The 25,081-nt window shown below is 66.2% G+C and carries 24 protein-coding genes and 1 pseudogene; 12 read left to right on the top strand and 13 right to left on the bottom strand.

Translation table 11 applies throughout. From position 1 onward, the window contains the following. Genes BN973_RS26255 through BN973_RS26265 form a run of 3 tightly spaced genes read left to right on the top strand, consistent with a single transcriptional unit; the run spans position 1 to position 2,379 of the window. Entirely contained in the window at positions 1-684 is a 684-nt protein-coding gene (locus BN973_RS26255) for a haloacid dehalogenase type II (protein ID WP_036471634.1), read from the top strand. Between the two features lie 39 nt (positions 685-723). Continuing rightward, positions 724-1,869: a hypothetical protein gene (locus BN973_RS26260; RefSeq protein WP_139830140.1), complete on the top strand. Its 1,146-nt coding sequence runs from the start codon at positions 724-726 to the stop codon at positions 1,867-1,869. A gap of 42 nt (positions 1,870-1,911) precedes the next feature. Then, positions 1,912-2,379, top strand: coding sequence for a cupin domain-containing protein (locus tag BN973_RS26265; protein ID WP_036471637.1), 468 nt, complete (start codon positions 1,912-1,914; stop codon positions 2,377-2,379). Here the strand turns inward: BN973_RS26265 and BN973_RS26270 are convergent. Beyond that, entirely contained in the window at positions 2,373-2,771 is a 399-nt protein-coding gene (locus tag BN973_RS26270) for a VOC family protein (RefSeq protein WP_036471638.1), read from the bottom strand. The genes BN973_RS26265 and BN973_RS26270 overlap by 7 nt on opposite strands. A gap of 199 nt (positions 2,772-2,970) precedes the next feature. Here BN973_RS26270 and BN973_RS26275 point away from each other — a divergent pair, with 199 nt between their 5' ends. From BN973_RS26275 to BN973_RS26285, 3 genes are all read left to right on the top strand, one after another. Continuing rightward, a complete protein-coding gene (locus BN973_RS26275; protein ID WP_036471639.1) occupies positions 2,971-4,179 on the top strand; it encodes a cytochrome P450 in 1,209 nt (402 codons plus the stop codon). Between the two features lie 143 nt (positions 4,180-4,322). After that, complete coding sequence (locus tag BN973_RS26280; RefSeq protein ID WP_036473101.1) at positions 4,323-4,787, top strand: type III secretion system chaperone family protein; 465 nt, start codon at positions 4,323-4,325, stop codon at positions 4,785-4,787. A 186-nt stretch (positions 4,788-4,973) separates the two neighbouring features. Next, positions 4,974-5,780, top strand: a complete 807-nt coding sequence (locus BN973_RS26285; protein ID WP_036471640.1) for a lysophospholipid acyltransferase family protein — start codon at positions 4,974-4,976, stop codon at positions 5,778-5,780. Here BN973_RS26285 and BN973_RS26290 read toward each other — a convergent pair. Further along, the gene (locus BN973_RS26290) at positions 5,777-6,616 is read right to left on the bottom strand and encodes a mycofactocin-coupled SDR family oxidoreductase (RefSeq protein ID WP_156959189.1); all 840 of its coding nucleotides are present in this window, start codon (positions 6,614-6,616) and stop codon (positions 5,777-5,779) included. The genes BN973_RS26285 and BN973_RS26290 overlap by 4 nt on opposite strands. Before the next feature lie 188 nt (positions 6,617-6,804). Here BN973_RS26290 and BN973_RS26295 point away from each other — a divergent pair, with 188 nt between their 5' ends. Further along, positions 6,805-8,217: a WS/DGAT/MGAT family O-acyltransferase gene (locus BN973_RS26295; protein WP_198048963.1), complete on the top strand. Its 1,413-nt coding sequence runs from the start codon at positions 6,805-6,807 to the stop codon at positions 8,215-8,217. On the opposite strand, the gene purQ is transcribed toward BN973_RS26295, so the two are convergent. From purQ to BN973_RS26310, 3 genes and pseudogenes are all read right to left on the bottom strand, one after another. After that, on the bottom strand, positions 8,188-8,862 hold the full coding sequence (purQ, locus tag BN973_RS26300; protein ID WP_036471642.1) for a phosphoribosylformylglycinamidine synthase subunit PurQ: 675 nt from the start codon (positions 8,860-8,862) through the stop codon (positions 8,188-8,190). The genes BN973_RS26295 and purQ overlap by 30 nt on opposite strands. After that, the gene (gene purS, locus BN973_RS26305) at positions 8,859-9,098 is read right to left on the bottom strand and encodes a phosphoribosylformylglycinamidine synthase subunit PurS (RefSeq protein WP_036471643.1); all 240 of its coding nucleotides are present in this window, start codon (positions 9,096-9,098) and stop codon (positions 8,859-8,861) included. The genes purQ and purS overlap by 4 nt, the downstream gene beginning before the upstream one ends. Before the next feature lie 55 nt (positions 9,099-9,153). After that, positions 9,154-9,887 (bottom strand): annotated as a pseudogene (locus tag BN973_RS26310) (ATPase). On the opposite strand from BN973_RS26310, the gene BN973_RS26315 reads away from it, so the two are divergent. Next, a complete protein-coding gene (locus tag BN973_RS26315; RefSeq protein ID WP_036471645.1) occupies positions 9,864-10,502 on the top strand; it encodes an MBL fold metallo-hydrolase in 639 nt (212 codons plus the stop codon). The pseudogene BN973_RS26310 and the gene BN973_RS26315 sit on opposite strands and share 24 nt — an antisense overlap. A gap of 3 nt (positions 10,503-10,505) precedes the next feature. Here the strand turns inward: BN973_RS26315 and BN973_RS26320 are convergent, their stop codons facing one another. Together BN973_RS26320 and BN973_RS26325 are read right to left on the bottom strand one after the other, a co-directional pair. Next, positions 10,506-12,173 (bottom strand): FAD-binding dehydrogenase, encoded by a 1,668-nt coding sequence (locus BN973_RS26320; protein WP_036471646.1) that lies wholly within the window; start codon positions 12,171-12,173, stop codon positions 10,506-10,508. Positions 12,174-12,222: 49 nt separating this feature from the next. Then, positions 12,223-12,927 carry a DUF2334 domain-containing protein gene (locus BN973_RS26325; RefSeq protein WP_036471647.1) on the bottom strand — a complete coding sequence of 235 codons (705 nt, stop codon included), beginning with the start codon at positions 12,925-12,927 and terminating at the stop codon, positions 12,223-12,225. Between the two features lie 222 nt (positions 12,928-13,149). Between BN973_RS26325 and BN973_RS26330 the strand changes: the two genes are divergently transcribed. Together BN973_RS26330 and BN973_RS26335 are read left to right on the top strand one after the other, a co-directional pair. Further along, the gene (locus tag BN973_RS26330; protein WP_232232153.1) at positions 13,150-14,769 is read left to right on the top strand and encodes a DHA2 family efflux MFS transporter permease subunit; all 1,620 of its coding nucleotides are present in this window, start codon (positions 13,150-13,152) and stop codon (positions 14,767-14,769) included. 204 nt (positions 14,770-14,973) lie between these two features. Continuing rightward, the gene (locus BN973_RS26335; RefSeq protein ID WP_051641649.1) at positions 14,974-16,614 is read left to right on the top strand and encodes a DHA2 family efflux MFS transporter permease subunit; all 1,641 of its coding nucleotides are present in this window, start codon (positions 14,974-14,976) and stop codon (positions 16,612-16,614) included. 15 nt (positions 16,615-16,629) lie between these two features. Here the strand turns inward: BN973_RS26335 and BN973_RS26340 are convergent, their stop codons facing one another. Next, positions 16,630-17,193 carry a TetR/AcrR family transcriptional regulator gene (locus tag BN973_RS26340; RefSeq protein WP_036473107.1) on the bottom strand — a complete coding sequence of 188 codons (564 nt, stop codon included), beginning with the start codon at positions 17,191-17,193 and terminating at the stop codon, positions 16,630-16,632. Between the two features lie 93 nt (positions 17,194-17,286). Here BN973_RS26340 and BN973_RS26345 point away from each other — a divergent pair, with 93 nt between their 5' ends. Further along, positions 17,287-17,733, top strand: a complete 447-nt coding sequence (locus BN973_RS26345) for a DoxX family protein (protein WP_036471648.1) — start codon at positions 17,287-17,289, stop codon at positions 17,731-17,733. Here the strand turns inward: BN973_RS26345 and BN973_RS26350 are convergent. Together BN973_RS26350 and BN973_RS26355 are read right to left on the bottom strand one after the other, a co-directional pair. Beyond that, entirely contained in the window at positions 17,662-19,812 is a 2,151-nt protein-coding gene (locus BN973_RS26350) for a S9 family peptidase (RefSeq protein WP_036471649.1), read from the bottom strand. The genes BN973_RS26345 and BN973_RS26350 overlap by 72 nt on opposite strands. Next, the gene (locus tag BN973_RS26355; RefSeq protein WP_036471650.1) at positions 19,809-20,714 is read right to left on the bottom strand and encodes a phosphoribosylaminoimidazolesuccinocarboxamide synthase; all 906 of its coding nucleotides are present in this window, start codon (positions 20,712-20,714) and stop codon (positions 19,809-19,811) included. The genes BN973_RS26350 and BN973_RS26355 overlap by 4 nt, the downstream gene beginning before the upstream one ends. A 57-nt stretch (positions 20,715-20,771) precedes the next feature. On the opposite strand from BN973_RS26355, the gene BN973_RS26360 reads away from it, so the two are divergent. Further along, complete coding sequence (locus tag BN973_RS26360) at positions 20,772-21,392, top strand: hypothetical protein (protein ID WP_036471651.1); 621 nt, start codon at positions 20,772-20,774, stop codon at positions 21,390-21,392. On the opposite strand, the gene BN973_RS26365 is transcribed toward BN973_RS26360, so the two are convergent. From BN973_RS26365 to purB, 3 genes are read right to left on the bottom strand one after another with little or no spacing between them, the layout of a single operon-like run. Then, entirely contained in the window at positions 21,389-22,366 is a 978-nt protein-coding gene (locus tag BN973_RS26365; RefSeq protein WP_036471652.1) for a tellurite resistance/C4-dicarboxylate transporter family protein, read from the bottom strand. The two genes, BN973_RS26360 and BN973_RS26365, sit on opposite strands and share 4 nt — an antisense overlap. Further along, a complete protein-coding gene (locus BN973_RS26370) occupies positions 22,363-23,610 on the bottom strand; it encodes a cytochrome P450 (RefSeq protein ID WP_036471653.1) in 1,248 nt (415 codons plus the stop codon). The genes BN973_RS26365 and BN973_RS26370 overlap by 4 nt, the downstream gene beginning before the upstream one ends. Then, a complete protein-coding gene (gene purB, locus BN973_RS26375; protein WP_036471654.1) occupies positions 23,607-25,025 on the bottom strand; it encodes an adenylosuccinate lyase in 1,419 nt (472 codons plus the stop codon). Before purB ends, BN973_RS26370 begins: the two co-directional genes overlap by 4 nt. Positions 25,026-25,081: the final 56 nt, after the last annotated feature.

The following is a 25,081-nucleotide window of genomic DNA, read 5'->3' on the forward strand; positions in this document are numbered from 1 at the left end:
ATGCCGACGAGACCGTCTGTCCTCGTTTTCGATGTGAACGAGACGCTGATCGACATCGAGTCCATAGCACCGCTTTTCGGGGAGCTGTTCGGCGACGAGCGGGTGCTCCGCGAGTGGTTCGGCCAGCTCGTCATGTATTCGATGGCGGTCACGATGGCCGACTGCTATGTGGACTTCTTCACCCTCGGTCGAGGCATACTGCACATGCTGGCCGACGGTTATCGGGTGCAGGTCACCGACGCCGACGCGAGTCGCCTGCAGGAGCAGATGCGCACGATGCCGGCACATCCGGACGCCTCCGAAGCCCTCACCGCGCTGCGCGACAACGGGTTTCGCCTGGTGACGCTGACGAACTCACCACACCGGTCCGGGGTCGCGACGCCGCTGGACAACGCCGGGCTCGCATCGCTTTTCGACGAACAGCTCAGCGTGGAATCATGTCGCGCCTTCAAGCCGTCACCCGTGGTCTACCGGTATGCCTGCGACGCGCTGGGCGTGGCGCCCGCCGATTGCATGATGGTGGCCGCCCACGCGTGGGATCTGCTGGGCGCGCACAACGTCGGCTTCAGCACCGCACTAGTCTCCCGGCCGGGAAATGCCCCACTGCTGGTCGACGGGCTGCCGCGGCCGACCCTCGTGGTCGACGATTTGCGCGACCTCGCCGGAAAACTCATCGGCAGCTGAGCCGCGCACGCCGCCCCCGACTCGGATACTGTTCGACGGGTGCGGGGCCGCACTCCCCACCCGCCGCGGCGGGCCTGCCCCGGTTTCGCGTGCGCGCGCCCGGTCGCGATCCTGTGCGCTTTCGTCCTGGTCGTCTGGCCGGGTAATCCACCACTATTGCAACGGGATTCGTCGCGACTGGCAGCCGGGGCAGTGAAAGAGCCGTTGCGTGGCCTGATCTCGATGGGCGCCTACAGCTTCGCGCCCGTATGGGGTGAGCCCGACAACTCGCTGGATACCGTGCGACAGAAGAGCGGCCTGCTGCAGGGCATCGTCATCCTGGCCTCGTGGCGCTCGCTGGAGCCGACCGCGACGTCCGGCCTGGCCGACCACAACGAGATCGACCAGGGTCTGGCCAATGTGCGAAAGTACAACCAGGACAACCCGAACGCCCCGCTGGCCGTGAAGATCCGGGTGTGGGGCGGCTTCTGGGCGCCCGACTGGGTGATGGAGGACAGCGGCGGCAAGATCCCGTTGGTGCACACCAACTTCCGGGGCGTCGCGAAGAACCGCACCCTGGGTCACGTCTGGGACGATCGGTATCACCTGCGCTGGGCACATCTGCAGGAACTGCTCGCCGCCAGGTACGACGGCGATCCGCTGGTCCGCGAGGTCGCGGTCACCTCGTGCATGATGTTCACCGCCGAGCCGTTCTCCATCGACACGCGCCCGCCCGCGGTGCAACCACTGCGCAAAGCCGGAATGACCGACGCGAACTACCGGGCCTGCCTCAACCGGATCGTCGACGACTACGCGCCCTGGAAGACGACTCGTTTCGAGACTCCACTCAATCCGTTCAAGGCCACCGACAGCGGCAAGCCGGTGCACGACGTCGATTTCACGCTGGCCTGGATGGCGGACTGCCGTAAGCGCGCGGGTGACCGCTGCGTGTTCGACAACCACGACCTCGACGTGCCGACGAAGGTCAACAAGGATCTGCAGAGGATCTACGCGGCGATGAAGCGCAGCGGTGCCGAGGTGGAGTTTCAAACGGGCGGGGCCGCGCCGCCGGATCTGGGTGCCGTCATCGGCTACGGCGTCGAGATGGGTGCGACAAGCATCGAGCTCTACCAGGACTACGGCGGCTTCACCGAGGTACCGGACGACGACCTGCACAAATACGCGGCGATGCTCGCACACAACTGAGCCGACGGCACGCCGCGCAGAAAACCGGGACAATTGCGCACTATGGCGACCACAGACGGATTTCACCCTGACTTCGACGACACCAAGCAGCAGGTGACGCAGCGCCGGGTGCACCACGTCAAGGCGTCGGAGATCAGCTCCGACACCGCGCAATCGGAAGGACTGCGCCGGTTTGCCGCGCTGAGTGGTAAGTCGGTCGGCGCCGAGAAGCTGTGGATGGGTGAGACGCACGCATTACCCGCGACCGTCTCGTCCAACCATCACCACGGCGAGTCGGAAACCGCGATCTATGTGCGAGCCGGCAACCCTGAGTTCGTCTTTCACGACGGCGTCGACGAGGTGCGCATCACGGCCGCACCCGGCGACTACGTCTTCATTCCGCCCTATCTGCCGCACCGGGAAGAGAACCCCGACCCCAACACGATCGCCGAGGTAGTGATCGCGCGCAGCAGCCAGGAGGCCATCGTGGTCAACCTACCCGCGCTGTATCCGCTCGAAAGCGGTCAGTAGACCGCGATTTCTACCAAGTTGCCGTCGATGTCCCGGCAGTAGTGCGAGGTCATCGACCCCAGCGCACCGGTCTTGGTCACCGGCCCCGCGGTGATCTCCACGCCGCACGCTTGCAGGTGCGCGCGCACCTCGTCGGGGCTGGAATCGGCGACGAAACACAGATCTTCGGAGCCCGCCGCTTCGACGGTCCCGGTCACCCACTCGGGGTCGTCGGCGAGCGCGCCGACAGGGCGCAGGTTGATCTTCTGATTTCCAAAGCACAGCGCTGTCCGGTTGGACGGCCCGAACGTCTCCCGCTTCATCCCGAGAACTCGCTCGTACCACGCCGCGCTGGCCTCAATATCGTTGCAATTGACCACAATATGGTCGAACCGTTGCACCGCAAACCCCATTCGTAGTCCTCCTTGCGTTGTGCGCCGACCGCATAGCTGAAGGCTAGCGCGGCCGGTTGCGGCGACCATCGGCCCCGGCAACTCCCACTCGACAGACAACCGACAGTTTCACCGGCGCCGGCAAACTCCGACGCGTGGGCCTTGACCGGGCCCGGCCGCTAATGCTAAGCAGGTGCTCAGCACGCCTTGAGGAGGAGTCATGGCAACCGCGCAACTGGTCTTCGATCCGTTCTCAGAGGAGTTCTTCAACGACCCGTATCCGACGTATCGGCGGATGCGGGAAGAGGCCCCGGTCTACTACGACGAAACGCACGACTTCTATGCGCTGGCTCGCCACGAGGACGTCAGCGCCGCGTTCAAGGACTACGAGACGTATTCGTCGGCGCGCGGGATCGATCTGGCGATGGTCAAGAACAACGACCTCCCGAAGGACTCCAGGTCGATGATCTTCATGGATCCCCCGGAGCACCGGCGGATGCGCAGTCTGGTCAACAAGGTCTTCACCCCCCGCGCGATCACCTCACTCAAGGACACCGTCACCGAGCTGATCGAATACCACCTGTCGCGAATCGACCCCGACCGCTTCGACGTGGTCGCCGACTTCTCGGCGCTGTTCCCCGTCGAAGTGATCAGCACGGTCCTCGGTGTGCCCGCCGAGCATCGGCAGCAAATCCGGCACTGGGTGGATACCTCGCTGCATCGCGAGCCGGGGCAGATCGAGATGGGCGAAGCCAATTGGGAGGCGGTCACCCAGATCGGCTCTTACTACTTCAACCTGGTCCAGGAACGCCGAAAGGCGCCGCAAGACGACATGATCAGCGGTCTTATCGCCGCGGAGGTGGAGCGGGACGACGGCGGCACCACCCGGCTGGACGACCTCGAAATCACAGGTTTCGCCACACTTTTGGGCGGTGCCGGCGCCGAGACGGTGACCAAGTTGGTCGGCAATGCGGTCGTGCAGTTCGCCCGCAACCCCGATCAGTGGCAGAAGCTGCTCGACGATCGCGGCAAGGTGCCGGCCGCGGTCGAGGAGGTGTTGCGCTACGAGGCGCCGGCGCAGTACAACGTCCGCTGCTCGCTCAAAGACGTTCAGCTGCACGGTGTCACGATTCCGGCGGGCAAGCCCGTGTTTTTGTTGGGCGGCTCGGCCAACCGCGACCCCAGTGCCTTCACCGACGCCGACAAATTCGACATCGACCGTGATCGCACCGAGGCGCAGAACCTCGGCTTCGGGTACGGCGTACACAGTTGCCTGGGCGCCGCACTGGCCCGCCTGGAAAGCGCGATCGCGCTGAACAAGCTGCTGGACCTGATGCCCCGCTACGAGGTGCTCTGGGACGACTGCAAACGGGTGAGCATGCAAAATGTCGCCGGCTGGTCGAATGTTCCGGTGCGTGTGCTGCCCTAAACCTCGCAGCCGTAATCCGTTGCCGGGCAGTTCACTTCGCGTGACTGTATCGTTACAAACTCAGCAAATTCTCACCGGATTCTTTGCCGACACGTTGCTCGGCGCAAAGGATTCGCAAAGCCGCAGGCCGCACCATGTATTTCATGACGACTGAGGCGTTTTCCGCCGACCTGATCGAACGCTACCTGTGCACCCGGGGCAGCCGCTATTTCCGCGGCCAGCACGACGGTGAATTTTTCTATGTCGCCAACACCCGCCCGCGGCGGCTGCATGTCCACCTTGGGATCTCCCGTTGGCACCGTGACGAATTCACGATTCAAGTCACCCCCGGCTGCTTCTTCCCGGCAGCCGACGGCGCAGAGCTGGCCGAGCTGGCCGACTCGTGGAACCGGCGCAGCCGCGACGTCGTGGTGACCGTCCGCGGGTCGTCTGACCCGCAGCGGGTCGGCGTCGTTGCCCGCAGCTCTCGGAAGATCCGGGAACCCGTCGACTTCGAGGACTTCGCCACCTACATCGACCACACCATCGCCGCCGCGATCGAGTTCTTCGCCAATCTGGACTCCGTCGCCGAGTGCCCCTCGCAGCCGATGGTGCTGGACGCGGGTTGACGAGCCGCCCCGCACCCATCTCCGGCCGGGGTTGACGCTGGCAGCAGAACGCCCGCGTGGTATCCGCAGCAAACGGATATGACATTCTCTCAAATTGAGAGTAGCCTATGTCAGACGCGGTGCGCCCTGGGGGAACGGCCTCGCGCTGGCAACTACTGGCGGAAAACAACCGCGGGGGGAATCGCGATGGGCAACGCTGAGCAAGACGGCCGGGAGACGGCCAAATGGGATCCGGCGTTCACCGAACAGGTGAAGAACACCCTCGGCCCGGTGGTCAACCGCTGGTTTCGCGCCGAAGTGCGGGACCTGGACAACGTTCCGCCGGCCGGCGGGGCGCTGGTGGTGTCCAACCACTCCGGCGGCATCTTCACTCCCGACGTCCTGATCTTCTCGTCAGCCTTCTACGACAAGTTCGGTTACGACCGGCCGGTGTACACGCTGGCCCACTACGGAGTGTTCCTCGGGCCTCTGGACGGCTGGCTGCGCCGTGTCGGCGTGATCGAGGCCAATCGCGAAAATGCCGCTACCGCACTGCATTCGGGCGCGGTCGTATTGGTCTTCCCGGGCGGTGACTACGACTCGTATCGGCCCACGCTGAGCGCGCACACCATCGACTTCAACGGGCGCACCGGCTACGTGCGAACCGCCGTCGAAGCCGGGGTGCCGATCGTGCCGACCGTCTCGATCGGCGCCCAGGAGACCCAGCTGTTCCTGACCCGCGGCAACTGGCTGGCGCGCAAGCTGGGAATCACCAAGGCGCGCATGGATATTCTGCCGGTCAGTTTCGGCTTTCCGTTCGGGCTGAGCGTCATCTTCCCGCCGAACTTGCCGCTGCCGTCCAAGATCGTCACCGAGGTGCTCGAGCCGATCGACGTCGTCGCCCAGTTCGGCAAGGACCCCGACATCGACGAGGTCGACGCGCACGTACGTTCGGTGATGCAAGCCGCACTCAAGCGTCTGGCCGCCCGGCGCCGCTTCCCCATCCTGGGCTAGTGCTTCAGGTGGCCGCGATCCACGACGACCTGGCTGCCCGACATGTTCGCGGACCCGTCTCCGGCAAGCCAGGCAACGACATCCGCGATGTCCTCGGGCGTCATGAACTCTTCCGGAGCGCCGATCGCCCGAAACGGCATCGGGGACAGACTGTGCAAATACGACGGGTGGTCGGCCAGGAACGTCAGCATCTCCTCGGAGCTTCCCATCGGCGTGCTCACCGCGTACGGGTGCACGGAATTGACCCGGATGCCGTACTCCCCCAATTCCACGGCCAGGGCGTTGGTCAGCCCGACCAGACCATGCTTGGACGCTGAATAATGCCCGTTGCCAGGTGTTGCCTTCAGTCCGGTGGTCGAGCTGACGATGATGATCGATCCGCCGTTTCCCAGCTTCACCATCGCCGGGACCGTGGCGCGCAGGGTGCGCCAGGTGCCGCTGAGATTGACGTCGATGACGGTGTCCCAGTGCTCTTCGGACATCTCCCACAAGCGACCGAAGCTCAATACGCCCGCATTGGCGACGACGACATCGAGCCGGCCGAATTGATCGACGGCATCCGCAACCAACTGTTGCAGGGCCGCCAAGTTGCGGATATCGATTTCGCGAATCAGCGCCTTGCGTCCCGAATCCTCCACGGCCCGTGCTGTTTCCACCAGCTCAGCGGAGGTGGCGGCCGGGTAACGGATGGTGTCGGAGATGGGGGCGCACGCGTCGATGGCGATGATGTCGGCGCCTTCGTTGGCCAGGCGGACGGCGTGAGCGCGTCCCTGCCCGCGGGCCGCCCCCGTGACGAGCGCGACTCGGCCCTTCAGGCTCGTACCTGCTTGTTTCACTGGCTTCCCCCTCTGGCACCGATCCCTCGATCGTGCGCCTGCTCCAGGGCCCCGACAATGACCCGTCTCCTAGCACGAAGGAGGCGCGGTCTCCGACCGCCAACGATTCGCGAGCGCCGACCCATAGCAAACCCGGAAGCGCTACGGCATAGTTGCTTTCAGGTCGCGTCGACTCGACGAGGTGGCGTGTGAAAAGACTCAACGGTATGGACGCCATGCTGCTCTACAGCGAGACGCCGAACCTGCATACGCACACGTTGAAAGTGGCGATACTCGACTGTGACGGCGAGTTCGATTTCGAGGCCTTCCGGCTACACGTGCGCCGCCGGCCGCACCTGTTGGAACCGTTGCGCTACAAGCTCGTCGACATTCCCTGGCAACTCCATCACCCGATGTGGCAGGAGAACTGTGACGTCGACCTGGACTACCACCTGCGGCGGGTGCAGGTGCCCGCGCCGGGCGGCCGCCGCGAACTCGACGACGTCGTCGGACAGGTAGCGTCCACGCCGCTGGATCGCAGTCGCCCGCTGTGGGAGTTTCATTTCGCCGAAGGGCTTGCCGACGGTCGATTCGCGTTGATCGGCAAGGTGCACCACGCGCTGGCCGACGGCATCGCCTCGGTCAACCTGCTGGCGCGCGCGATGGATCTCAAGGGTTCGGTGACCGACGAGCGCGAGCCCGACGAGGCCGGCATCGGCGCGGCGAAGGGTGATCTGCTGCGCGCTGCCGCACGAGACCATGCCCGGCAAATCGCCGAGTTGCCCGGGCTGGTCAAGGACGCCGCGGTGGGGATGAGCCGGGTAAGACGCCGGTCCAAACAGCGCGGGGATCACCCGGATCTGGCCGACGCCTTCGCCGCACCCCCGACATTCCTCAACCACGTGGTGTCCCCGCGGCGGCGGTTCGCCGGCACGACGCTGCCGTTGGCCGAGGTCAAGGCGACCGCCAAGGCGTTGGACAGCACCGTCAACGACATGGTGCTGGCCATCGCCACCGGCGGATTGCGCACGCTGCTGTTGCACTACGACGGCGAAGCGCGGCGACCGATCATCGCTTCGGTGCCCACCGCCACCGACAAGTCGGACCGCCTCACCGGCAACGAGATCAGCGGCCTGATGATTTCGCTGCCGGTCCATGTCGCCGACCCCGCCGAGCGGGCGCGGCTGGTCTCGCTGGCGACGCGGATCGCCAAGGAAGACCACGAGATCATGGGCCCGGAACTCTACGGGCGACTGATGGCCTACCTGCCGACCGCGTTCGCCCCGGCGGCGTTTCGCTGGCTGGGCCGTCATGACGTGCCGAACAAGCTGATGAACGTCGCGGTCTCCAGCGTGGTCGGGCCGCGTGAGCGCGGGCACTTCGGCGGCGCCGCGGTGACCGAGATCTACTCCACCGGGGTGCTCTCGCCGGGCGCACCGGTCAACATCACGGTGTGGAGCTATGTCGACGGGCTCGGGATCGCGGTGCTCACCGACGACCTGACGTTCGAAGACCCCCACGAGGCGACCGACGCGATGACCAAGGCCTTCGCCGAATTACGCAGGGCCGCAGGTATTTCCGCGAAGACGAAGTCAGGCGGTGAGCACCGCGTCGAGCGCTGAGTAGAACAAGCCCAGGCCGTCGTCGGAGGGACCGGTCAACGCTTCGATGGCGTGCTCGGGGTGCGGCATCAGGCCGACGACGCGCCCGTTGGCCGAGCTGATGCCGGCGATGCCACGCATCGAGCCGTTGATGTTGTCGTGGTACCGAAACACCACGCGTCCCTCGCCCTCGAGTTCGTCGAGCACGTTCTCCGGCGCCACGTAGCGGCCCTCGCCCGATTTCAGCGGAACCAGCAGGTCGGCGTCGGCCTCGAAGCGCGACGTCCACGCCGTCGAGTTCGATGCCACCCGAAGCCACACGTCGCGGCAGATGAAGTGCAGACCCGCGTTGCGGGTCAGCACCCCGGGCAGCAGCCTGGTCTCACACAGCACCTGAAAACCGTTGCAAATCCCCAACACCGGCATACCGCGGCCCGCCGCGTAGACCACTTCGGACATCACCGGGGCGAAGCGGGCGATCGCGCCGGCCCGCAGATAGTCGCCGTAGGAGAACCCGCCCGGAACCACGACCGCATCGACCGCTTTGAGGTCGGCGTCAGCGTGCCACAGGCTCACCGCCTCCGCGCCGACGCGGCGCACCGCGCGAGCGGCGTCCACGTCGTCCAGCGTGCCGGGGAAGGTGATAACGCCGATCCGTGCCGTCACAGCACTTCCCGGCTGATCGTCCAGTCCTCGATCACGGTGTTGGCCAACAGTGATGCGGCGATCTCGGCGAGCACGGTATCGTCGACGGTGTCGTCGACTTCGAGCTCAAACCTCTTGCCCTGACGGACATCTGAGATCCCGGGATGTCCGAGTCGGCCCAGCGCGCCGACAATCGCCTGACCCTGCGGGTCGAGAATCTCCGCTTTGGGCATCACATGAACGATCACCCGCGCCACCGGCGTTCCTCCTGACGAGTCGCTGTCGGCGCCAACTCTACCGGCCGGCCGCGGCTTACGGGCACGACGCGATATAGGCCTCGCACAGCGGGGCCGTCATCGAGTCCAGCACCTGATTGTCCGCCATCGAGGGCCACGGCAGCTGCGGCGGCGCCGCAGACCACAGCGTCACCTCGCTGATCGTGCTGCTCGCGACGTGTGCGACCAGGTAGGTATGCATGACCACCGGGCCGCTGATCACCGCGGCCATCCGGTTCGGTTCGTCGGTGGTGATCGACGGCGACTGCAACGGTGCCCCTTGCTGGCAGCCGCGCAGCACCGCGACGGCGTTGTCGAACACCGAGGACGCGATCGCGCCGCCCCGGGCCGTGTCACCGCGCCAGTGCACGATCTGCGCCTTCAGCTGCCATTGGCCCTCCGGGTGCGCCACCGACACGCGCGCCGCCACCGCCGAGGCGCGGGGGTCCTGCGCCGGCGGCCGCGCGGCGCACAGCTCCTCGAACCGGAACCGCGGTCCCGCCCCGGTCCCGGTCACCTGCACGGCCAGACCCGCCAGCGGGGGCCAGTTGTAGGTCGAGTTGAGCGGCACGGCGCGCGGCGGCATCCACGCGGTGGCCGGGATTTGGTCGCAGACGGGCGGGCAGGTCTCCGGTTCACCCGCTGCCGGGATCACGAAGACCAGGGCAGCCACCAAGCCGCCGGCGAACAGTATCGTCGCGACAACTAACCGCACACGACCACCCCCGTCAGGGCACAATCGTAAACATGCAACTGACGCATTTCGGGCATTCCTGCCTACTTGCCGAGTTCGACCACACTAGCGTGCTCTTCGATCCTGGAACGTTCGCACACGGCTTCGAGGGCATCACCGGACTGGACGCCATCCTGATCACACACCAGCACCCGGATCATGTCGACCCGGCACGGCTGCCCGCCCTGATCGAGGCCAACCCCAATGCGGCGCTCTACACCGACTCGCAAACCGCGGCGCAGCTCGACGCGCCCTTCCAAACGGTGCGCGCGGGCGACGAGCTGACGGTGGGTGAGCTGACGATTCGGGCGCTCGGCGGAAAGCACGCGGTGATTCACCCGGAAATCCCTGTGATAGAGAACCTTTCGTATCTGGTGGGCGACGGCGACCACCGTGCGCGATTGATGCATCCCGGTGACGCGTTGTTCGTTCCCGACGAACCGGTCGACGTGCTGGCCGCGCCGGCGGCCGCCCCCTGGATGCGGATCTCCGAGGCCATCGACTACCTGCGCGCGGTATCCCCGACGCGGGCGGTGCCCATCCACCAGGGCGTGGTCGCTCCCGACGCACGGGGGATCTACTACGGCCGGTTCACCGAGATGACCGACACCGACTTCCAGGTGTTGCCCGAGGAGAGCGCAGTCACCTTCTAGTGGCTAGGTGATATCGTCGGCGGCGCCGCGGCCGGCGGCCCGGCCGCTGAAGATGCAGCCACCCAGGAACGTGCCCTCCAAGGCTCGGTAACCGTGCACACCACCACCGCCGAACCCGGCGGCTTCCCCGGCCGCGTACAGTCCGGCCAGCGGGGTGCCGCCGTCCTTGAGAACCCGCCCGGCCAGGTCGGTCTCGATGCCGCCCAACGTCTTTCGGGTCAGGATGTGCAGTTTGACCGCGATCAGCGGCCCGGCTTTCGGATCGGTCAACCGGTGCGGCGCCACCACCCGGCCCAACCGGTCACCCAGATAGCCACGGGCAGCGCGGATGGCGGTGATCTGACCGTCTTTGCTGAATTTGTTCGCGACCTCGCGATCGCGGGCAGTCACCGCTGCCTCCACCGTCGCGTAGTCCAGGGGAGCCACATCGGGCAGCTTGTTCATGCCGGTTACCAACTCGCCCAACGAATCTGCGCTGACGAAGTCCACTCCGCGATCGATGAACGCTCCGACGGGCCCGGGCGGTCCAGAGCCGGCCCGGTTACGGACCAGCGCGCGCACGCTCCGCCCGGTCAGATCCGGGTTCTGCTCCTGCCCGGACAGCGCGAACTCCTTCTCAATGATCTTGGCGTTCAAGATAAACCAGGTGTAGTCGTACCCGGATTTGGTGATGTATTCCAGCGTGCCCAGCGTGTCAAACCCGGGATACAGCGGGACCGGCAGCCGGTTGCCGGCCGCATCCAGCCACAGCGACGAGGGGCCCGGAATGATCCGGATGCCGTGCAACGGCCAGATCGGGTCGTAGTTGGTGATGCCCTCGGTGTAGTGCCACATCCGATCGGGGTTGATCACCCGCGCCCCGGCCTGCTGAGAAATGCCGATCATCCTGCCGTCCACGTGGGCCGGCACCCCGCTCAGCATTTGCTCGGGCACGCGGCCCATTCGCCGGGGCCAGTTCTTGCGTACCAGGTCGTGGTTGCCGCCGATCCCTCCACTGGTCACGATCACCGCAGAGGCACGAAATTCGAATTGCCCCACCGATTTTCGCGATGAGCGCACGCCGCGCGCTTCGGTCGACGGTTCCAGCACGGTCCCCCGAACGCCGGTCACCGCGCCGCGCTCGACGATCAATTCGTCGACCTGGTGCCGGTGCGCGAAACGGACCGTCGAGCGATCCCGCAGCTGACGCGCGAAGATGTCGACCAGCGCGGGACCGGTCCCCCAGGTGATATGGAACCGGGGAACCGAGTTGCCGTGGCCCTGCGCGTTGTAGCCACCACGTTCGGCCCAGCCCACCAGGGGAAAGATCTTCAGACCCCGCTCGCGCAGCCAGCTGCGCTTCTCCCCGGCCGCGAAATCCACGTAGGCGTGCGCCCATTGCCGGGGCCAGTAGTCCTCTTCACGATCGAAAGCCGCTGTGCCCAACCAGTCCTGCAACGCGAGCTCGTGACTGTCCCGGATGCCCAGCCGACGTTGTTCGGGGCTGTCGACGAAAAACAGACCGCCGAACGACCAGAAGGCCTGACCGCCGAGGTTGGCACTGTTCTCCTGGTCGAGGATCAGCACCCGCAAGCCGCGGCCCACCAGCTCGCAGGCGGCCACCAGACCGGACAATCCCGCCCCGACGACAATCGCGTCAGCGGCGAAGCCTGCCGCCGAAGAATGGCTCATGTCGGATCAGGGTAGTGCCCGCAATCTTCCGATTAATCAGACGGCTTGGTCAGGCCGCGTCCGAGATCGCCTTGTCGGCCCGCCAGCGGTACACCGTCGGCGTGCATCCGTGCATCGAAGCCAAGTCGACGGCGTCCAGCATCGCTTGCAGCGGACCGGGTTTGCGCAACTGGCGGGCCGCCACCGCCACCCGCACGATCCCGCCGCGACGAGCGATCCGCTCGGCGGACAGCACCACCATGCGGCACCACCACGGCTCGGTGAGGAAGCCCTCGCCGATGCCGAGCACGCGGGCGCGCACCGTGGTGTGGCGCACCAGGTCGGTGACGCCATGCAGATCGGCCAGCAGCCGAAAACCGTTGCCCGGCAATGCCTTGACAACGCCCGGTGAGACAGTCCACCCGGGTGCCGCGAAGAGCCGGGTGCGTAGTCCGAGGTGCTCGAGCACCCGGTCGGCGGCCATCAGCCGCAGGTTGGCTTCGTGTGCCCGCAGGATCGCGAACTCGCCACGGCGCTTCTTGGTGGCGGCGTCGTCGTACCCGTGCAGCACAATGGCGTCGCCGCCGGCGCGCCGGGCGGTCAGCCACTCGACGGTGCGCGGGTCGTGGTCCAGTCGGTAGTCGCCGGACAGGCGCGGAGCCACCAGCAACGAAACAGGCACTTTGCGGGAATCCATCTGTGCGCAGAACGCCTCGACGTCGTCCAGGGTGCGCTCGCCTATCCCTGAGACCGAGACGATCAGTTTTCCAGACACAACCGCAGTTTGACGAGCGCAGGTGTCGGGATGGTGAAGGACACGCAGACTGCAGGCGTATATCGACGCGTATGCCAGATGTCACTCCAGCCTGGAATGCAGTGTTCGCGCAACGGAGTTGGGCTGCCTACCGCATCGACTATGCGCCCCGTGGCGCGCTGCCGGGCGACGAATCGCCGCGAGCAAACGCGGACCGGCACCGCGATCGGGAAACGGTTCGATATGCTAAGCAACGCCATGGAGAAGGCCCGTTCCGCAGCGGGCGACGCCGCGCTGCCCCTCGCCCCCGCCGCGCTGTTGGGCGTCGAGGAACGTGTTTATCCGGACAAACTCGACGCCCCGCTGTTGCGGATTTCGGGGGTGTGCCTGCTGGCGACCATCATGGCGATCCTGGATGTCACCGTCGTCACCGTCGCCCAACGCACCTTCATCGCCGAGTTCGAGTCCAACCAGGCCGTCGTCGCATGGACGATGACCGGTTACACACTCGGACTGGCGACGGTGATCCCACTGACCGGCTGGGCGGCCGACCGGTTCGGCACCAAACGGCTCTTCATGGGTTCGGTGGTGGCGTTCGTGCTGGGCTCACTGCTGTGCGCGGTGGCGTCAACGATCTTGCAGCTCATCATCTTTCGCGTCGTGCAGGGCATCAGCGGCGGCATGCTGATGCCGCTGGGATTCATGATCATGACGCGCGAAGCGGGGCCCGCGCGTCTCGGCCGGTTGATGTCGATCTTGAGCATTCCCATGTTGATCGCCCCGATCGCCGGCCCGATCCTGGGCGGCTGGCTGATCGACACCTCCAGCTGGAAGTGGATCTTCCTGATCAACCTGCCGATCGGGCTGGCCGCGTTCGTCCTCGCCTGGTTGGTGTTCCCGCGAGATCACCCCGCACGGTCGGAAACGTTCGACGTCGTCGGCGGGTTGCTGCTCTCACCCGGGCTGGCGACGTTTCTGTTCGCGGTGTCGTCGATCCCGCGCTGCGGGACGCTCACCGACCGTCGCGTCTGGATACCCGCGATCATCGGCCTGGCGTTGATCGCCGCGTTCGTCGTGCACGCGCTGCGACGCGCCGATCACCCGCTGATCGACCTGCATCTGTTCGGCAACCCGGTTCTCACCCGGGCCAATGTGACGATGCTGCTGTTCGCGGGCGCCTTCTTCGGTGCCGGCCTACTGCTCCCGAGTTACTTCCAGCAGGTCCTGCACCAGACGCCGATGCAAGCCGGGGTGCACCTGATCCCGCAGGGACTCGGTGCCATGCTGACCATGCGATTGGCCGGTCCGCTGGTGGATCGGCACGGCCCGGGCAAATACGTGCTGGCCGGTATCGCGATGATCATCGCCGGGCTGGGCACGTTCGCTTTCGGGGTGGCCAGGCACGCCGGCTATGCGCCGACCCTGCTGATCGCGCTGACGATCATGGGCCTGGGGATGGGGTGCACGATGATGCCGCTCTCGGTGGCATCGGTGCAGGCGCTGGCGCCGCATCAGATCGCGCGGGGCACCACGCTGATGAGCGTCAGCCATCAGGTGGGCGGCTCAATGGGAACCGCGCTGATGGCGATGATCCTGACCAACCAGTTCAACCGCAGCGACGACATCACCGCCGCTAACAAACTGGCGGCGTTGCAACAGCAGGCCGCGATCACCGGGGTTCCGGTTGATCCGTCACAAATACCACACCAGTCACTCGACCCAAATTTTTCCGCCGATCTGCTGCACGACCTTTCACACGCCTATACCTCGGTATTCGTGGTCGCGGTGATATTGGTGGCATTTACCATCATCCCGGCGTCATTTCTGCCGAAAAAGCCCGCCACCCAAACAGCCCTCGAATAGGCCCTTGAACTGGGCCGCTGCCAGATGTACCCGAACGGTCTGCAGAATTCATTCGGCGGGCGCCGAATTCGCACTGACGGGTGACCGTTAAATATCCGTTGCACCAAACTGGCGGCGCTCGCAGCGGCTTGTGGCCGGTGCTAGCAGATCGGCAATCAGGGCAAAGCGACAAAATCGCGAGGGTGTCTCGATATGCTCGACCGCATGCTCAGCGACGCCATGGATGCGCGTTCCGCAGCTCCCAACGTCGCAGTGCCCATCGCTTCCATTGGACGTGCGGCGGCTGCGGACGGCCGCGACTACCCCGACAAACTCGACGCCAAGCTGTTGCGCGTCGTGTTCGTCTGCGGTCTGGCCGCCGTGATGGCGATCGTGGACAGCACCGTCGTCGCGGTCGCGCAAGGAACCTTCGCCACCCAGTTCAATTCCACCCAGGCCGTCGTCTCGTGGACGGTGGCCGGCTACATGCTCGCGTTTGCGACCGTGATCCCGATTACCGGATGGGCGGCCGACAGGTTCGGCACCAAACGGCTTTTCATCTGGTCGGTCCTGGTGTTCATGCTCGGCTCGCTACTGTGCGCGATATCGCCAAACATCATGCTGCTCATCGCTTTTCGGGTGCTGCAAGGTGTGGGTGGCGGCATGCTGATGCCGCTGAGCTTCGTGATCCTGACTCAGGAGGCAGGCCCGAAGCGGGTTGGCCGGCTGATGGCGATCGGGGGAATTCCGATCCTGCTCGGCCCGATCGGTGGGCCGATCCTGGGCGGCTGGCTGGTCGGCGCCTACGGCTGGGAGTGGATCTTCCTGATCAACCTGCCGATCGGGCTGCTCGCGGTCGTTCTGGCGGCGATCACCTTCCCCAAGGATCGCCCCGCCCCCGCGGAATCCCTCGACGTCATAAGCGTGCTGCTGCTGCCGCCCGGCGTCACGCTATTCCTGGCCGGAGTGTCGTCCATTCCGGCGCGGGAAACGGTCGCCGATCGCATGGTGTTGGTGCCGACGATCACGGGGGTGTTGTTGATCGCGGCATTCGTCATCCACTCCTTCCGCACCAAACACCCGCTCATTGACCTGCGACTGTTCAAGAACCGCGTGGTCACCCATGCGAATCTTGCCCTGCTGGTATTCGGTGCCCCCTTTGTCGGGGTAGGCCTGCTGGTCCCGAGCTACTTCCAACTCGTGATGCACCAAACGCCGATGCAGTCAGGGATGCATCTGGTGCCGGTCGGCCTCGGCGCCGTGTTGACGATGCCGCTCGCCGGGGCATTCATGGACAAGCACGGACCCGGCAAGATTGTGCTGATCGGTCTCCCGGTGATGGCGGCGGGCCTGGGCATCTTCACGTGGGGAGTCGCCACGGAGGCCGCCTACAACCCGACGCTGCTGATCGGGCTCGCGGTCATGGGCCTGGGTATCGGCTGCACCACCACGCCGCTGTCCGCGGCGGTCCTGCAGGCGCTTGCCCCCCATCAGGTCGCGCGCGGGACCACTCTGGTGACGGTCAACCAGCAGGTCAGCGGATCGATCGGGGCGGCGTTGATGGCGGTGGTCCTGACGCAGTTGTTCAACCACAACCCGGTCCTGGTGACCGCGAACAAGCTGGTCGCGGCGCAACAAGAAGCCACCGGTAAACGCATGCCGATCGAGTCCTCGGCATCGGCATGGAACACCCTGGGCCCCCAATTCGCCACCACCGTCACGCACGGCCTCTCCCACGCCTATACCGCGGTGTTCGTGGTGGCCGTCGCGTTGCTGGCGGTGACGATCATCCCGGCGGCGTTCCTGCCGATGAAGCGGCCGGAGCCAGAGCACGACCCAGAGCCGGCCGAGGCGCCGGCCGCCTGATCCGGCTTACCCCGCTCAGCCCTCGAACAGCATCGTCGCGATCCGCAGCACCGTTTCCATCGGGTCGGCCCGTTTGACCGCGGCGTTGACCGCGTCATTGAGCCACAGCGTCGAAAACCCATGCACCAGTGACCATGCCGCCAACTGCGCGCCCGCGGGGTCGGCCCGCGCGTGGGCATCGCGCAGCGTCGCCACCCCGCGTGAGAGCTCGGCACCGGCAGCGGCTTCCGCCGCGGCCAGTTCGGGGTCCGCGGCGTCCAGCAGCGACCTGTCGAACATCACCCGATAGTGGCCGGGATGGTCGATCGCGAACCGCACGTAGGCCAGCGCCGCGTCGGCGAAGTGCCCCCGCGCGTTGGTCAGCGCCTCGGCCAGCAGCGCGAACCCCTGCGCGGCCAGGGCGGTGAACAGGCCGCGGCGATCGACGAAGTGGTGGGCCGGCGCGGCATGTGACACGCCCGCGGCCCGGGCGAGCTCGCGCAACGACAGCCCGTCCGCGCCGCGTTCGGCCACCAGCAGTGCCGCTTCGCTCAGGATCACCGCGCGCAGGTCGCCGTGGTGGTAATTCGGGCGGTCCATGGCGGCCAGCATATCGAGCGAACTTGACATTGACTAGATCCGCCGTACGCTGGGGTAAAGCGCCAACTTGTCACTGTCTAGATTGGAATTGAGATGGCTCCGCTGATCGCCCTGCTGTTGGGCAGCATCGTCGCCCGGGTCGCCGGCTTGCTCGGCGTCGGTTACCTCGCCGGCTGGACCGCGGCGATCGCCGTCGGACTGGCTGCCATGTTCGTCCTGACCGGGATCGCCCACTTCGCCCCGCCGCTGCGCCGCGACCTGATCGCGATCGTGCCGCCGCGACTGCCCGCTCCCGGCCTGCTTGTCACCATCACCGGGGTGCTGGAGCTGCTGGGCGCGGCCGGGCTGCTGCTTCCCGAGACCCGGGTCACGGCAGCGGCATGCCTGTTGCTGCTGATGCTGGCCATGTTCCCGGCCAACGTCTACGCGTCCCGGATGCCCAACCCGCCCAAGTCGATGACGACGCGGCTACCCCAGCGCATCGCCACCGAGATCGCTTTTCTCGCCGCCGCCGTAGCGGTCGCCGTCGGCAGCGGCTAGCAGCCACGCGTATTGGAATGCGGTTTCCTGCCAACCCCGATAGCGGCCACTGACGCCGCCATGGCCGGCCGCCATCTGCGTCTTGAGCAGCACCGGGTTTCCATCGGTATTCGCGTGCCGCAACGCGGCCACCCACTTGGCCGGCTCCACATAGTAGACCCTGGTGTCGTTCAGCGACGTCATCGCCAGGATCGCGGGATACTTCTTGGCCTCGACGTTCTCGTAAGGCGAATATGACTTCATGTATGCGTAGACTTCGCTGTCGCTCAACGGGTTTCCCCATTCGTCCCACTCGGTGACGGTCAACGGCAGCGAGGGATCCAGGATTGTGGTCAGCGGGTCGACGAACGGGACCTGGGCGAGAATCCCGGCGAAAAGATCCGGCGCCATGTTGGCCACCGCCCCCATCAGCAGGCCACCCGCGCTGCCCCCCAACGCCACCAGCTGGTGCGGACGCGTCACACCCGAATCCACCAAATGCCGTGCCGCCGCGACGAAGTCGGTGAAGGTGTTCTTCTTCTCCAGCAGTTTTCCGTGCTCGTACCACAGTCGGCCCATCTCTCCCCCGCCGCGGACGTGGGCGATGACGAACACCATGCCCCGGTCCAGCAGCGACAACCGCGCGATGGAAAACGTTGGATCCGTGCATATTTCGTAGGCGCCGTAGCCGTAGATGAGGGTGGGCGCCGGAAATTCGAGGCCGGCACGATGGACGATCGACACCGGGATGCGGGTGCCGTCGGCGGCGAGTGCCCAGTCGCGCCGTTCGACGTAGTCGCTTGGCCGGTAGTCGCCGAGCACGGGTTGCTCACGCAACAAGGTGCGCTCACCGGTGCCCAGATCGACGTCGTAGACCCGCAGCGGCGTGACGAGCGATCCCGCCCTGATCCGCAGCTTCGGCGAAACCCAGTTCGGATTGCCACCCAGGCCCGACGACATCAGCTCCGAATCGAACGCGATTTCCTCGGGCTCACCGTATTCACCGTCGGCACCGATGGGCCACAACTGGATTCGCGGCAATGCTGCACGCCGGTAACTGATGACCAGATGGCCCGCAAAAGCGTCGACGGCTTCGAGCCGAACATCGTCGCGGTGTGCAACCAGGGTGCGCTGCTGCGTGGGATCGCTGACCGGGGCCTCGGCCAGCGTGAAGTTCACCGCGCCGTCGTTGTGCAGGATCAGGAATCGATCCTGTCCCCCCACCACCGCGTGCTCCACCGAGTATTCGACACCTTCGCGGCGCGGCAGCACCACGGTGAACTCGGCGTGCGGGTCCGCGGCGTCGGCGTAGCGCACCTCGGAGGTGACCGACGAGCCCGAGGCAATGAAGACATACGCCTCACTTCGGCTCAGGCCGGCCCCAAGCCAAAACCGTTCGTCGGCTTCGTGATACACCAATTCCGGCGGATCGCCCGAGCCCAGCCGATACCGCCACACCTTGTCCGGGCGATGGGCGTCGTCCAGCGTCAGGTAGTACACGGTCCGGTGGTCGGCCGCCCATGTCACTCCGCTCGCGATGTCGGCGATCTCGTCGGGATACTTCTCACCGGTGCGTAAGTCCTTGAACCGCAACGTGTATTTCTCATCGCCGACGACGTCGACGGAGTAGGCGAGCAGGTTGGCATCCAGGCTGACCAGGGCGGCGCCCAGGGAAAAGAAGTCGTGCCCCTCGGCCTCTTCATTCGAATCGAGCAGAATCTGCTCACCCGGAATGTCGGTGTTCTCGTCCAGAGCCGGCGGGTCCCAGTCGTCGGGATCGGCCACCGGGCAACGGCACTGGACCCGATACTGCTTTCCCTCGAAAGTGCGCGAGTAATACCACCAGTCGCCTTGCCGGGTCGGCACCGACAGGTCGGTTTCCTTGGTACGTGCCTTGATCTCGTCGAAGATCTTCTGCCGCAACGGTTCCAGGTGGGCAAGGGACCGGTCGACATAGTCGTTCTCGGCTTCGAGGTAGCCGATGACTTCGGGATTCGACTTTTCGCGCAGCCATTCGTACGGATCGACGAACACATCGCCGTGGTGCTCGCGGGTGGTCTCCACCCGCTTCGCCACAGGTGGGGTACCGGAGTCCGTCATACGGCCGGGCCGATCCAGTCGCCGAAACTCAAACCGGAAATGCGTTCGTAGGCATTGATATAACGGTCGCGAGTGGCGGCAATGATGTCGTCCGGCAACGGTGGTGGCGGTTCGGTGCCGTGCCGGTCCCAGCCGGATTCTGGACTGGTGAGCCAATTGCGGACGAACTGCTTGTCGAAACTGGTCTGCACCACCCCGACGCGGTAATCCTCGGCGGGCCAGTACCGCGAGGAGTCCGGGGTGAAGATCTCGTCGGCCAGCAGCAGGTTGCCGTCGCGGTCGGTGCCGAATTCGAACTTGGTGTCGGCGATGATGATTCCCCTCGTCAAGGCATGGTCGGCGGCCTGCACATAGATCTGCAGCGTGCGGTCGCGCAGCTGATTGGCGCGCACCCCGCCCACCATCTCGATCACCCGGTCGAAGGCGATGTTCTCGTCGTGATCGCCCAGGGCGGCCTTGGTCGCCGGGGTGAACAGCGGCTGGGCGAACTTGCTGGCCTCGACCAGCCCCGGCGGCAGCGCAATGCCGCACACCTTGCCGGTCGCCTGATAGTCCACCAGCCCCGAGCCGGTCAGATAACCGCGGGCCACGCATTCCACCGGCATCATCTCCAGCTGACGCACCACCAGCGCGCGGCCCAGCACCTCGTCGGGGATGCGGGGGTCGTCGGGCGGCCCGGCCAGGTGGTTGGGGGCTTGGACAAGATCGGAGACGAGGCCGAAGAAGAACACGCTCATCGCCGTCAGGATGCGGCCCTTGTCCGGGATCGTGCTGTCCAGGACGAAGTCGTACGCCGAGATCCGGTCGCTGGCGACCAGCAACAGGTGCTCTTCGTCGACGCGGTACAGCTCGCGGACCTTGCCGCTGGCCAGATGCTGGTAGTCGGACAGTGCAGGGCGCATCGGGCCAGCCTATCGGGAAGCCCACCGGAGTCCTGGAGCTGTGCTGGGATCGAGGTCATGAGATCGCGCTTCCTGCCCTATGCCACCACGCCCGGCCGATTGCTGGCCCAGCTGTTCAGCGACGTCGTCATCGTCGTGTGGACGGCGATCTGGTTGCTTGTCGGCACCGCCGTGTACGACGCCATCTCGACGATCGCCGACGCCGGCCGCCAGGTCGAGGATGGAACCCACAGCATCGCGGGGAACCTGGCCTCGGCAGGCCATGGCGCACAACACATTCCGGTCGTCGGCGACAATGTCAGCAAACCGCTCAACTCGGCCAGTCAGGCCGCGCTCGACATCGCGGGTGCCCTGCACGAGCTGGTCACCACGGCCGGCTGGCTCGCGGTGCTGCTCGCCCTGGCCGTCGTCGCTCCCCCGATCCTGATCGCCGACATGCCGTGGCTTTACCTGCGGCTGCGGTTTTTCCGGCGCAAACTGACCGTGACCGCCCTGGCCGCCACCCCGGCCGGCGAACAGTTGTTGGCCCTGCGCGCGCTGACGAATCGTGCACCGGGGAAGCTGGCCGCGATCAGTGCGGATCCGGTCGGTGGCTGGCGTCAGCAGGACCCCGTCACGATCCGCGCGCTCGCGGCGCTGGAACTGCGCTCGGCGGGGATCACGCTGCGCGCGCGCTAGCGTGCGGCCAGCGCGCGCCGGGCCCGCAGCAATCCCGCCACGACCACGATCAGCCACGCTGCCAACGCGTCCCAGAAGAAGACCAGCGACACGGTGATCAGCGAGCGATGCCCGAGCTCGGCCGCCATCGTGTAGCTGGCGGCCGAGTACATGCCCAGCGGGAACACGAACGCCCACCACACCCCGGCGAAGTGCAGCATCTCGGGGCGACGACTCATCCGGTGCAAGCCGAAGTAGATCAGTGGTGGTATCCACAGCGTGGCCGCCACCCAGGTCACGACCGTGACGACGAGTATCGGCCCGGAGAGCCACGCCGGGGCCAGGCGATGGATGTTGTCGCCGGCCAGCGTCGCAATCGCCAAGCCGCCCATCAGGATCCAGGTGTCGGGTTCGAAGCCGTCCCGATCCTGACGCTCGGCGACGGTGCGCGACAGGATCAGCCAGGTCATCAGCGCGTAGATACACAGCGCTACCACCCAGATCGGCACCGCCACGGAAAGCCACCAATGCTGGGACGTATAGCGGGCGACCTTGCCGGCCGAGATCGCCAGGCCGGAGGTGCCCACGCTGGCCAGCTCCCATGCGCCGTGCGCCTGGTGGCGCAATGCCCTCCAGCGTCGCGCCGCCATGTTGCGGGCGCTGAGCGCGATCAGCACCAGCCAGGACGCCAGCGCGGCAAGCCCCAGCACCCACAGCAGGACCGGCCGGGTTGCCAGCCGGCTGTCCAGCACCGCGCAGGCGGCCACAAACGTGAACAGCCGCAACGTCACATCGGGATCGCCGAAGTCCCAGCGCGCGCCGGTCACGATGACGAGCGCGACCAGGACCGCCAGGCCCAGCGAAGCGAGAATGCCGAGCCCTTCGCTGATCGCGCCGTAGTGGTGGTTGCCCGCGGCGATGGACAGGATTCCGGTCGCCATCACCGCGGCGAACACATCGGGTGACGGCTCGACGTCGGCGAGCCGGAACCTCACGATGCCTCGGTTAGTTCCACGACCAAGTGCCGGATTCCGGTGTGGCGGTTGCTCCGCGTCCATTCCACCGGCCGCACCACCCGCACGGCGCCGAAGCGCGACAGCAGCTCCTCGTACAGGACGCGCAGCTCCAGGCGCGCCAGATTGGCCCCCAGGCAGTAGTGCACACCCTGGCCGAAGCCCAAGTGCGGATTGGGTTTTCGGCCGATGTCGAACTCGTCCGCACGGTCGAACACGCCGGCGTCGCGGTTGGCCGAGCCCTCCCAGATCTGTACCTTCTGCCCGGCTTCGATCGACTGCCCGCCGAGAACGACGTCACGGGTGGCGGTGCGCCGCTTGGACGGCGACGGCGAGGTCCACCGCACCATCTCCTCGACGGCCGTTGGCAGTAATCCGAAATCCGCACGCAGGGCCCGCAATTGGTCCGGGTGCTCGGCCAACGACAGCAGCCCGCCCGCGACCGCGTTGCGGGTCGTCTCCGCGCCGGCACTGAACAGCAGGCTGAAGAACAGATACACCTCGAGATCGGACGGGACCGGTCCGTCCACCTGTTCGACCGTCGCGTTGGCGACGACCGACAACATGTCGTCGGTCGGATTGGCACGTTTCGACGCGATCAGCTCTTGGCCGTAGTTGTACATTCGCGACCCGGCCTCTTCAGCCGACAGCTGTGACAGGGACGCCTTGCGCGAGCCGCCGAAGTCGAACTGCGGCTCGATGGCCTCGAAGAGCCAATGCCGTTCGGATTCAGGCACTCCCAGTAGGATGCAGATCATCTGCATCGGCAGTTCGGCGGCGATATCGACGAGGAAGTCGAAGGGTTCGCCGGGCACCACGTGATCCAACAGCCGTTGTGCCCGGGCCCGCAGGTCGTCTTCGATGCGGCGGATCATCCGCGGCGTCAGCCCGGAGCTGACCAGTCGCCGAATCTGGGAATGCCGCGGATCGTCCATCATGTTGAGGACTTGGCCCGCGATGGACAGGTCCTGTAACAGCGTCCCGCCGAACGGTCGGGTACCGCCGGTCACCGATGAGTAGGTCACCGGGTCTTTCAGCACGGCAAGGTTTTCCGCGTAGGTTGCCACGGACCAGAAGCCCTCACCGTCCGGGGTGTTGTCGGTCGGCTCATGCCAGTAGACCGGCGCCTCGCGGCGGTGCACCGCGAACAGCTCATGGGGAAAACCGTTGGCGAAGTTATCCAGATCGGTGAAATCGATCCCCGAGAGCGCGCCGGCGAGAGTCACAGGATCGCACCCGGAGCGTACTTGGCCGCGTCCGGGTAGCGGCCCACCAGCGAATCCACCATCGCAGCAACCTCATCGACCTGATCGCCGGCGGCGCCGGTGAACGCTTTCTTGTCGGCCAGCGCGGCGTCCAGCGCCGCGCGGTCCAGCGGCAGTCGCTCGTCGGCGGCCAACCTGTCCAGCAGATCGGGCTCGACGCCGCGCTCCCGCATCGCCAAAGCCGTTGCCACCGCGTGTTCGCGGATCACGTGATGGGCGGCCTCGCGTCCCATGCCGGCCCGCACGGCCGCGATCAGCACCTTGGTGGTGGCCAAAAACGGCAGGTAGCGATCCAACTCCCGCTCGATCACCGCGGGGTAAGCGCCGAACTCGTCGAGCACCGTCAGAAATGTCTCGATCTGACCGTCGATGGCAAAAAAGCTGTCCGGCAAGGCAACTCGGCGGACCACCGAGCAGAACACGTCGCCCTCGTTCCACTGCGCGCCGGCCAGCTCGGCGGCCATCGAGGCGTACCCGCGCAGCACCACCTGCAGCCCGTTGACCCGTTCGCAGCTGCGGGTGTTCATCTTGTGCGGCATCGCCGAGGAGCCGACCTGTCCTTCGGCGAACCCTTCCGTCACGAGTTCGTGCCCCGCCATCAACCGGATGGTGTGGGCCATCGACGACGGCCCGGCCCCGAGCTGCACCAGCGCGGAGAGCACATCGTGATCCAGCGAACGCGGATAGACCTGCCCGACGCTGGTCAAAACCGTTGCGAAGCCCAGGAATTCAGCGACACGCCGCTCGAGTTCGGCCAGCTTCACCGCGTCGCCGGCCAGCAGGTCGAGCATGTCCTGCGAGGTACCCATCGGACCCTTGATGCCGCGCAGCGGATAGCGGTCGATCAACTCGCGCAGCCTGGTCAACGCGATCAGCGTCTCCTGAGCCGCCGACGCGAACCGCTTGCCCAGCGTGGTGGCCTGCGCGGCGACGTTGTGGCTGCGTCCGGCCATCACCAGATCGCGGTAGGACACCGCCCGCTCGGCAAGCCTCGCGACCACCGCCACGCCGTGGGAGAAAACCAGTTCCAGCGACCGCCGGATCTGCAGCTGCTCGACGTTCTCGGTCAGATCCCGACTGGTCATCCCCTTGTGCACATGCTCGTGGCCGGCCAGCGCGTTGAATTCCTCGATGCGGGCCTTGACGTCATGCCGCAGCACCCGCTCGCGATCCGCAATCGACGCCAGGTCCACGTCCTCGAGCACGCGCTCGTAGTCGGCGAGTGCCTCGGCGGGCACCGGAACGCCGAGTTCGGTCTGCGCCTGCAGCACGGCCAGCCACAGCCGCCGCTCCGCGACCACCTTGGCCTCCGGCGACCAGATCCCGACCATCTCGGCGCTGGCGTACCGGGCGGCCAGCACATTCGGAATGCTCACTGGGCCAGCTTATCGACCGCGAGACTGCGACTGGCAACGCATTTGCGCCAGTAGCG

The organism is Mycobacterium triplex (assembly GCF_000689255.1).
GTDB classification, from domain to species: domain Bacteria; phylum Actinomycetota; class Actinomycetes; order Mycobacteriales; family Mycobacteriaceae; genus Mycobacterium; species Mycobacterium triplex.

What these genes read in the sequence shown, in the direction of transcription:
- BN973_RS26270 (WP_036471638.1), bottom strand. Translation starts at nt 2,771, where the DNA reads ATGGGGTTTGCGGTGCAACGGTTCGACCATATTGTGGTCAATTGCAAC.
- BN973_RS26340 (WP_036473107.1), bottom strand. Translation starts at nt 17,193, where the DNA reads ATGGACCGCCCGAATTACCACCACGGCGACCTGCGCGCGGTGATCCTG.
- BN973_RS26280 (WP_036473101.1), top strand. Translation starts at nt 4,323, where the DNA reads ATGACGACTGAGGCGTTTTCCGCCGACCTGATCGAACGCTACCTGTGC.
- BN973_RS26255 (WP_036471634.1), top strand. Translation starts at nt 1, where the DNA reads ATGCCGACGAGACCGTCTGTCCTCGTTTTCGATGTGAACGAGACGCTG.
- BN973_RS26335 (WP_051641649.1), top strand. Translation starts at nt 14,974, where the DNA reads ATGCTCAGCGACGCCATGGATGCGCGTTCCGCAGCTCCCAACGTCGCA.
- BN973_RS26265 (WP_036471637.1), top strand. Translation starts at nt 1,912, where the DNA reads ATGGCGACCACAGACGGATTTCACCCTGACTTCGACGACACCAAGCAG.
- BN973_RS26345 (WP_036471648.1), top strand. Translation starts at nt 17,287, where the DNA reads ATGGCTCCGCTGATCGCCCTGCTGTTGGGCAGCATCGTCGCCCGGGTC.
- BN973_RS26275 (WP_036471639.1), top strand. Translation starts at nt 2,971, where the DNA reads ATGGCAACCGCGCAACTGGTCTTCGATCCGTTCTCAGAGGAGTTCTTC.
- BN973_RS26315 (WP_036471645.1), top strand. Translation starts at nt 9,864, where the DNA reads ATGCAACTGACGCATTTCGGGCATTCCTGCCTACTTGCCGAGTTCGAC.
- BN973_RS26320 (WP_036471646.1), bottom strand. Translation starts at nt 12,173, where the DNA reads ATGAGCCATTCTTCGGCGGCAGGCTTCGCCGCTGACGCGATTGTCGTC.
- BN973_RS26330 (WP_232232153.1), top strand. Translation starts at nt 13,150, where the DNA reads ATGCTAAGCAACGCCATGGAGAAGGCCCGTTCCGCAGCGGGCGACGCC.
- BN973_RS26285 (WP_036471640.1), top strand. Translation starts at nt 4,974, where the DNA reads ATGGGCAACGCTGAGCAAGACGGCCGGGAGACGGCCAAATGGGATCCG.
- BN973_RS26350 (WP_036471649.1), bottom strand. Translation starts at nt 19,812, where the DNA reads ATGACGGACTCCGGTACCCCACCTGTGGCGAAGCGGGTGGAGACCACC.
- BN973_RS26360 (WP_036471651.1), top strand. Translation starts at nt 20,772, where the DNA reads ATGAGATCGCGCTTCCTGCCCTATGCCACCACGCCCGGCCGATTGCTG.
- BN973_RS26355 (WP_036471650.1), bottom strand. Translation starts at nt 20,714, where the DNA reads ATGCGCCCTGCACTGTCCGACTACCAGCATCTGGCCAGCGGCAAGGTC.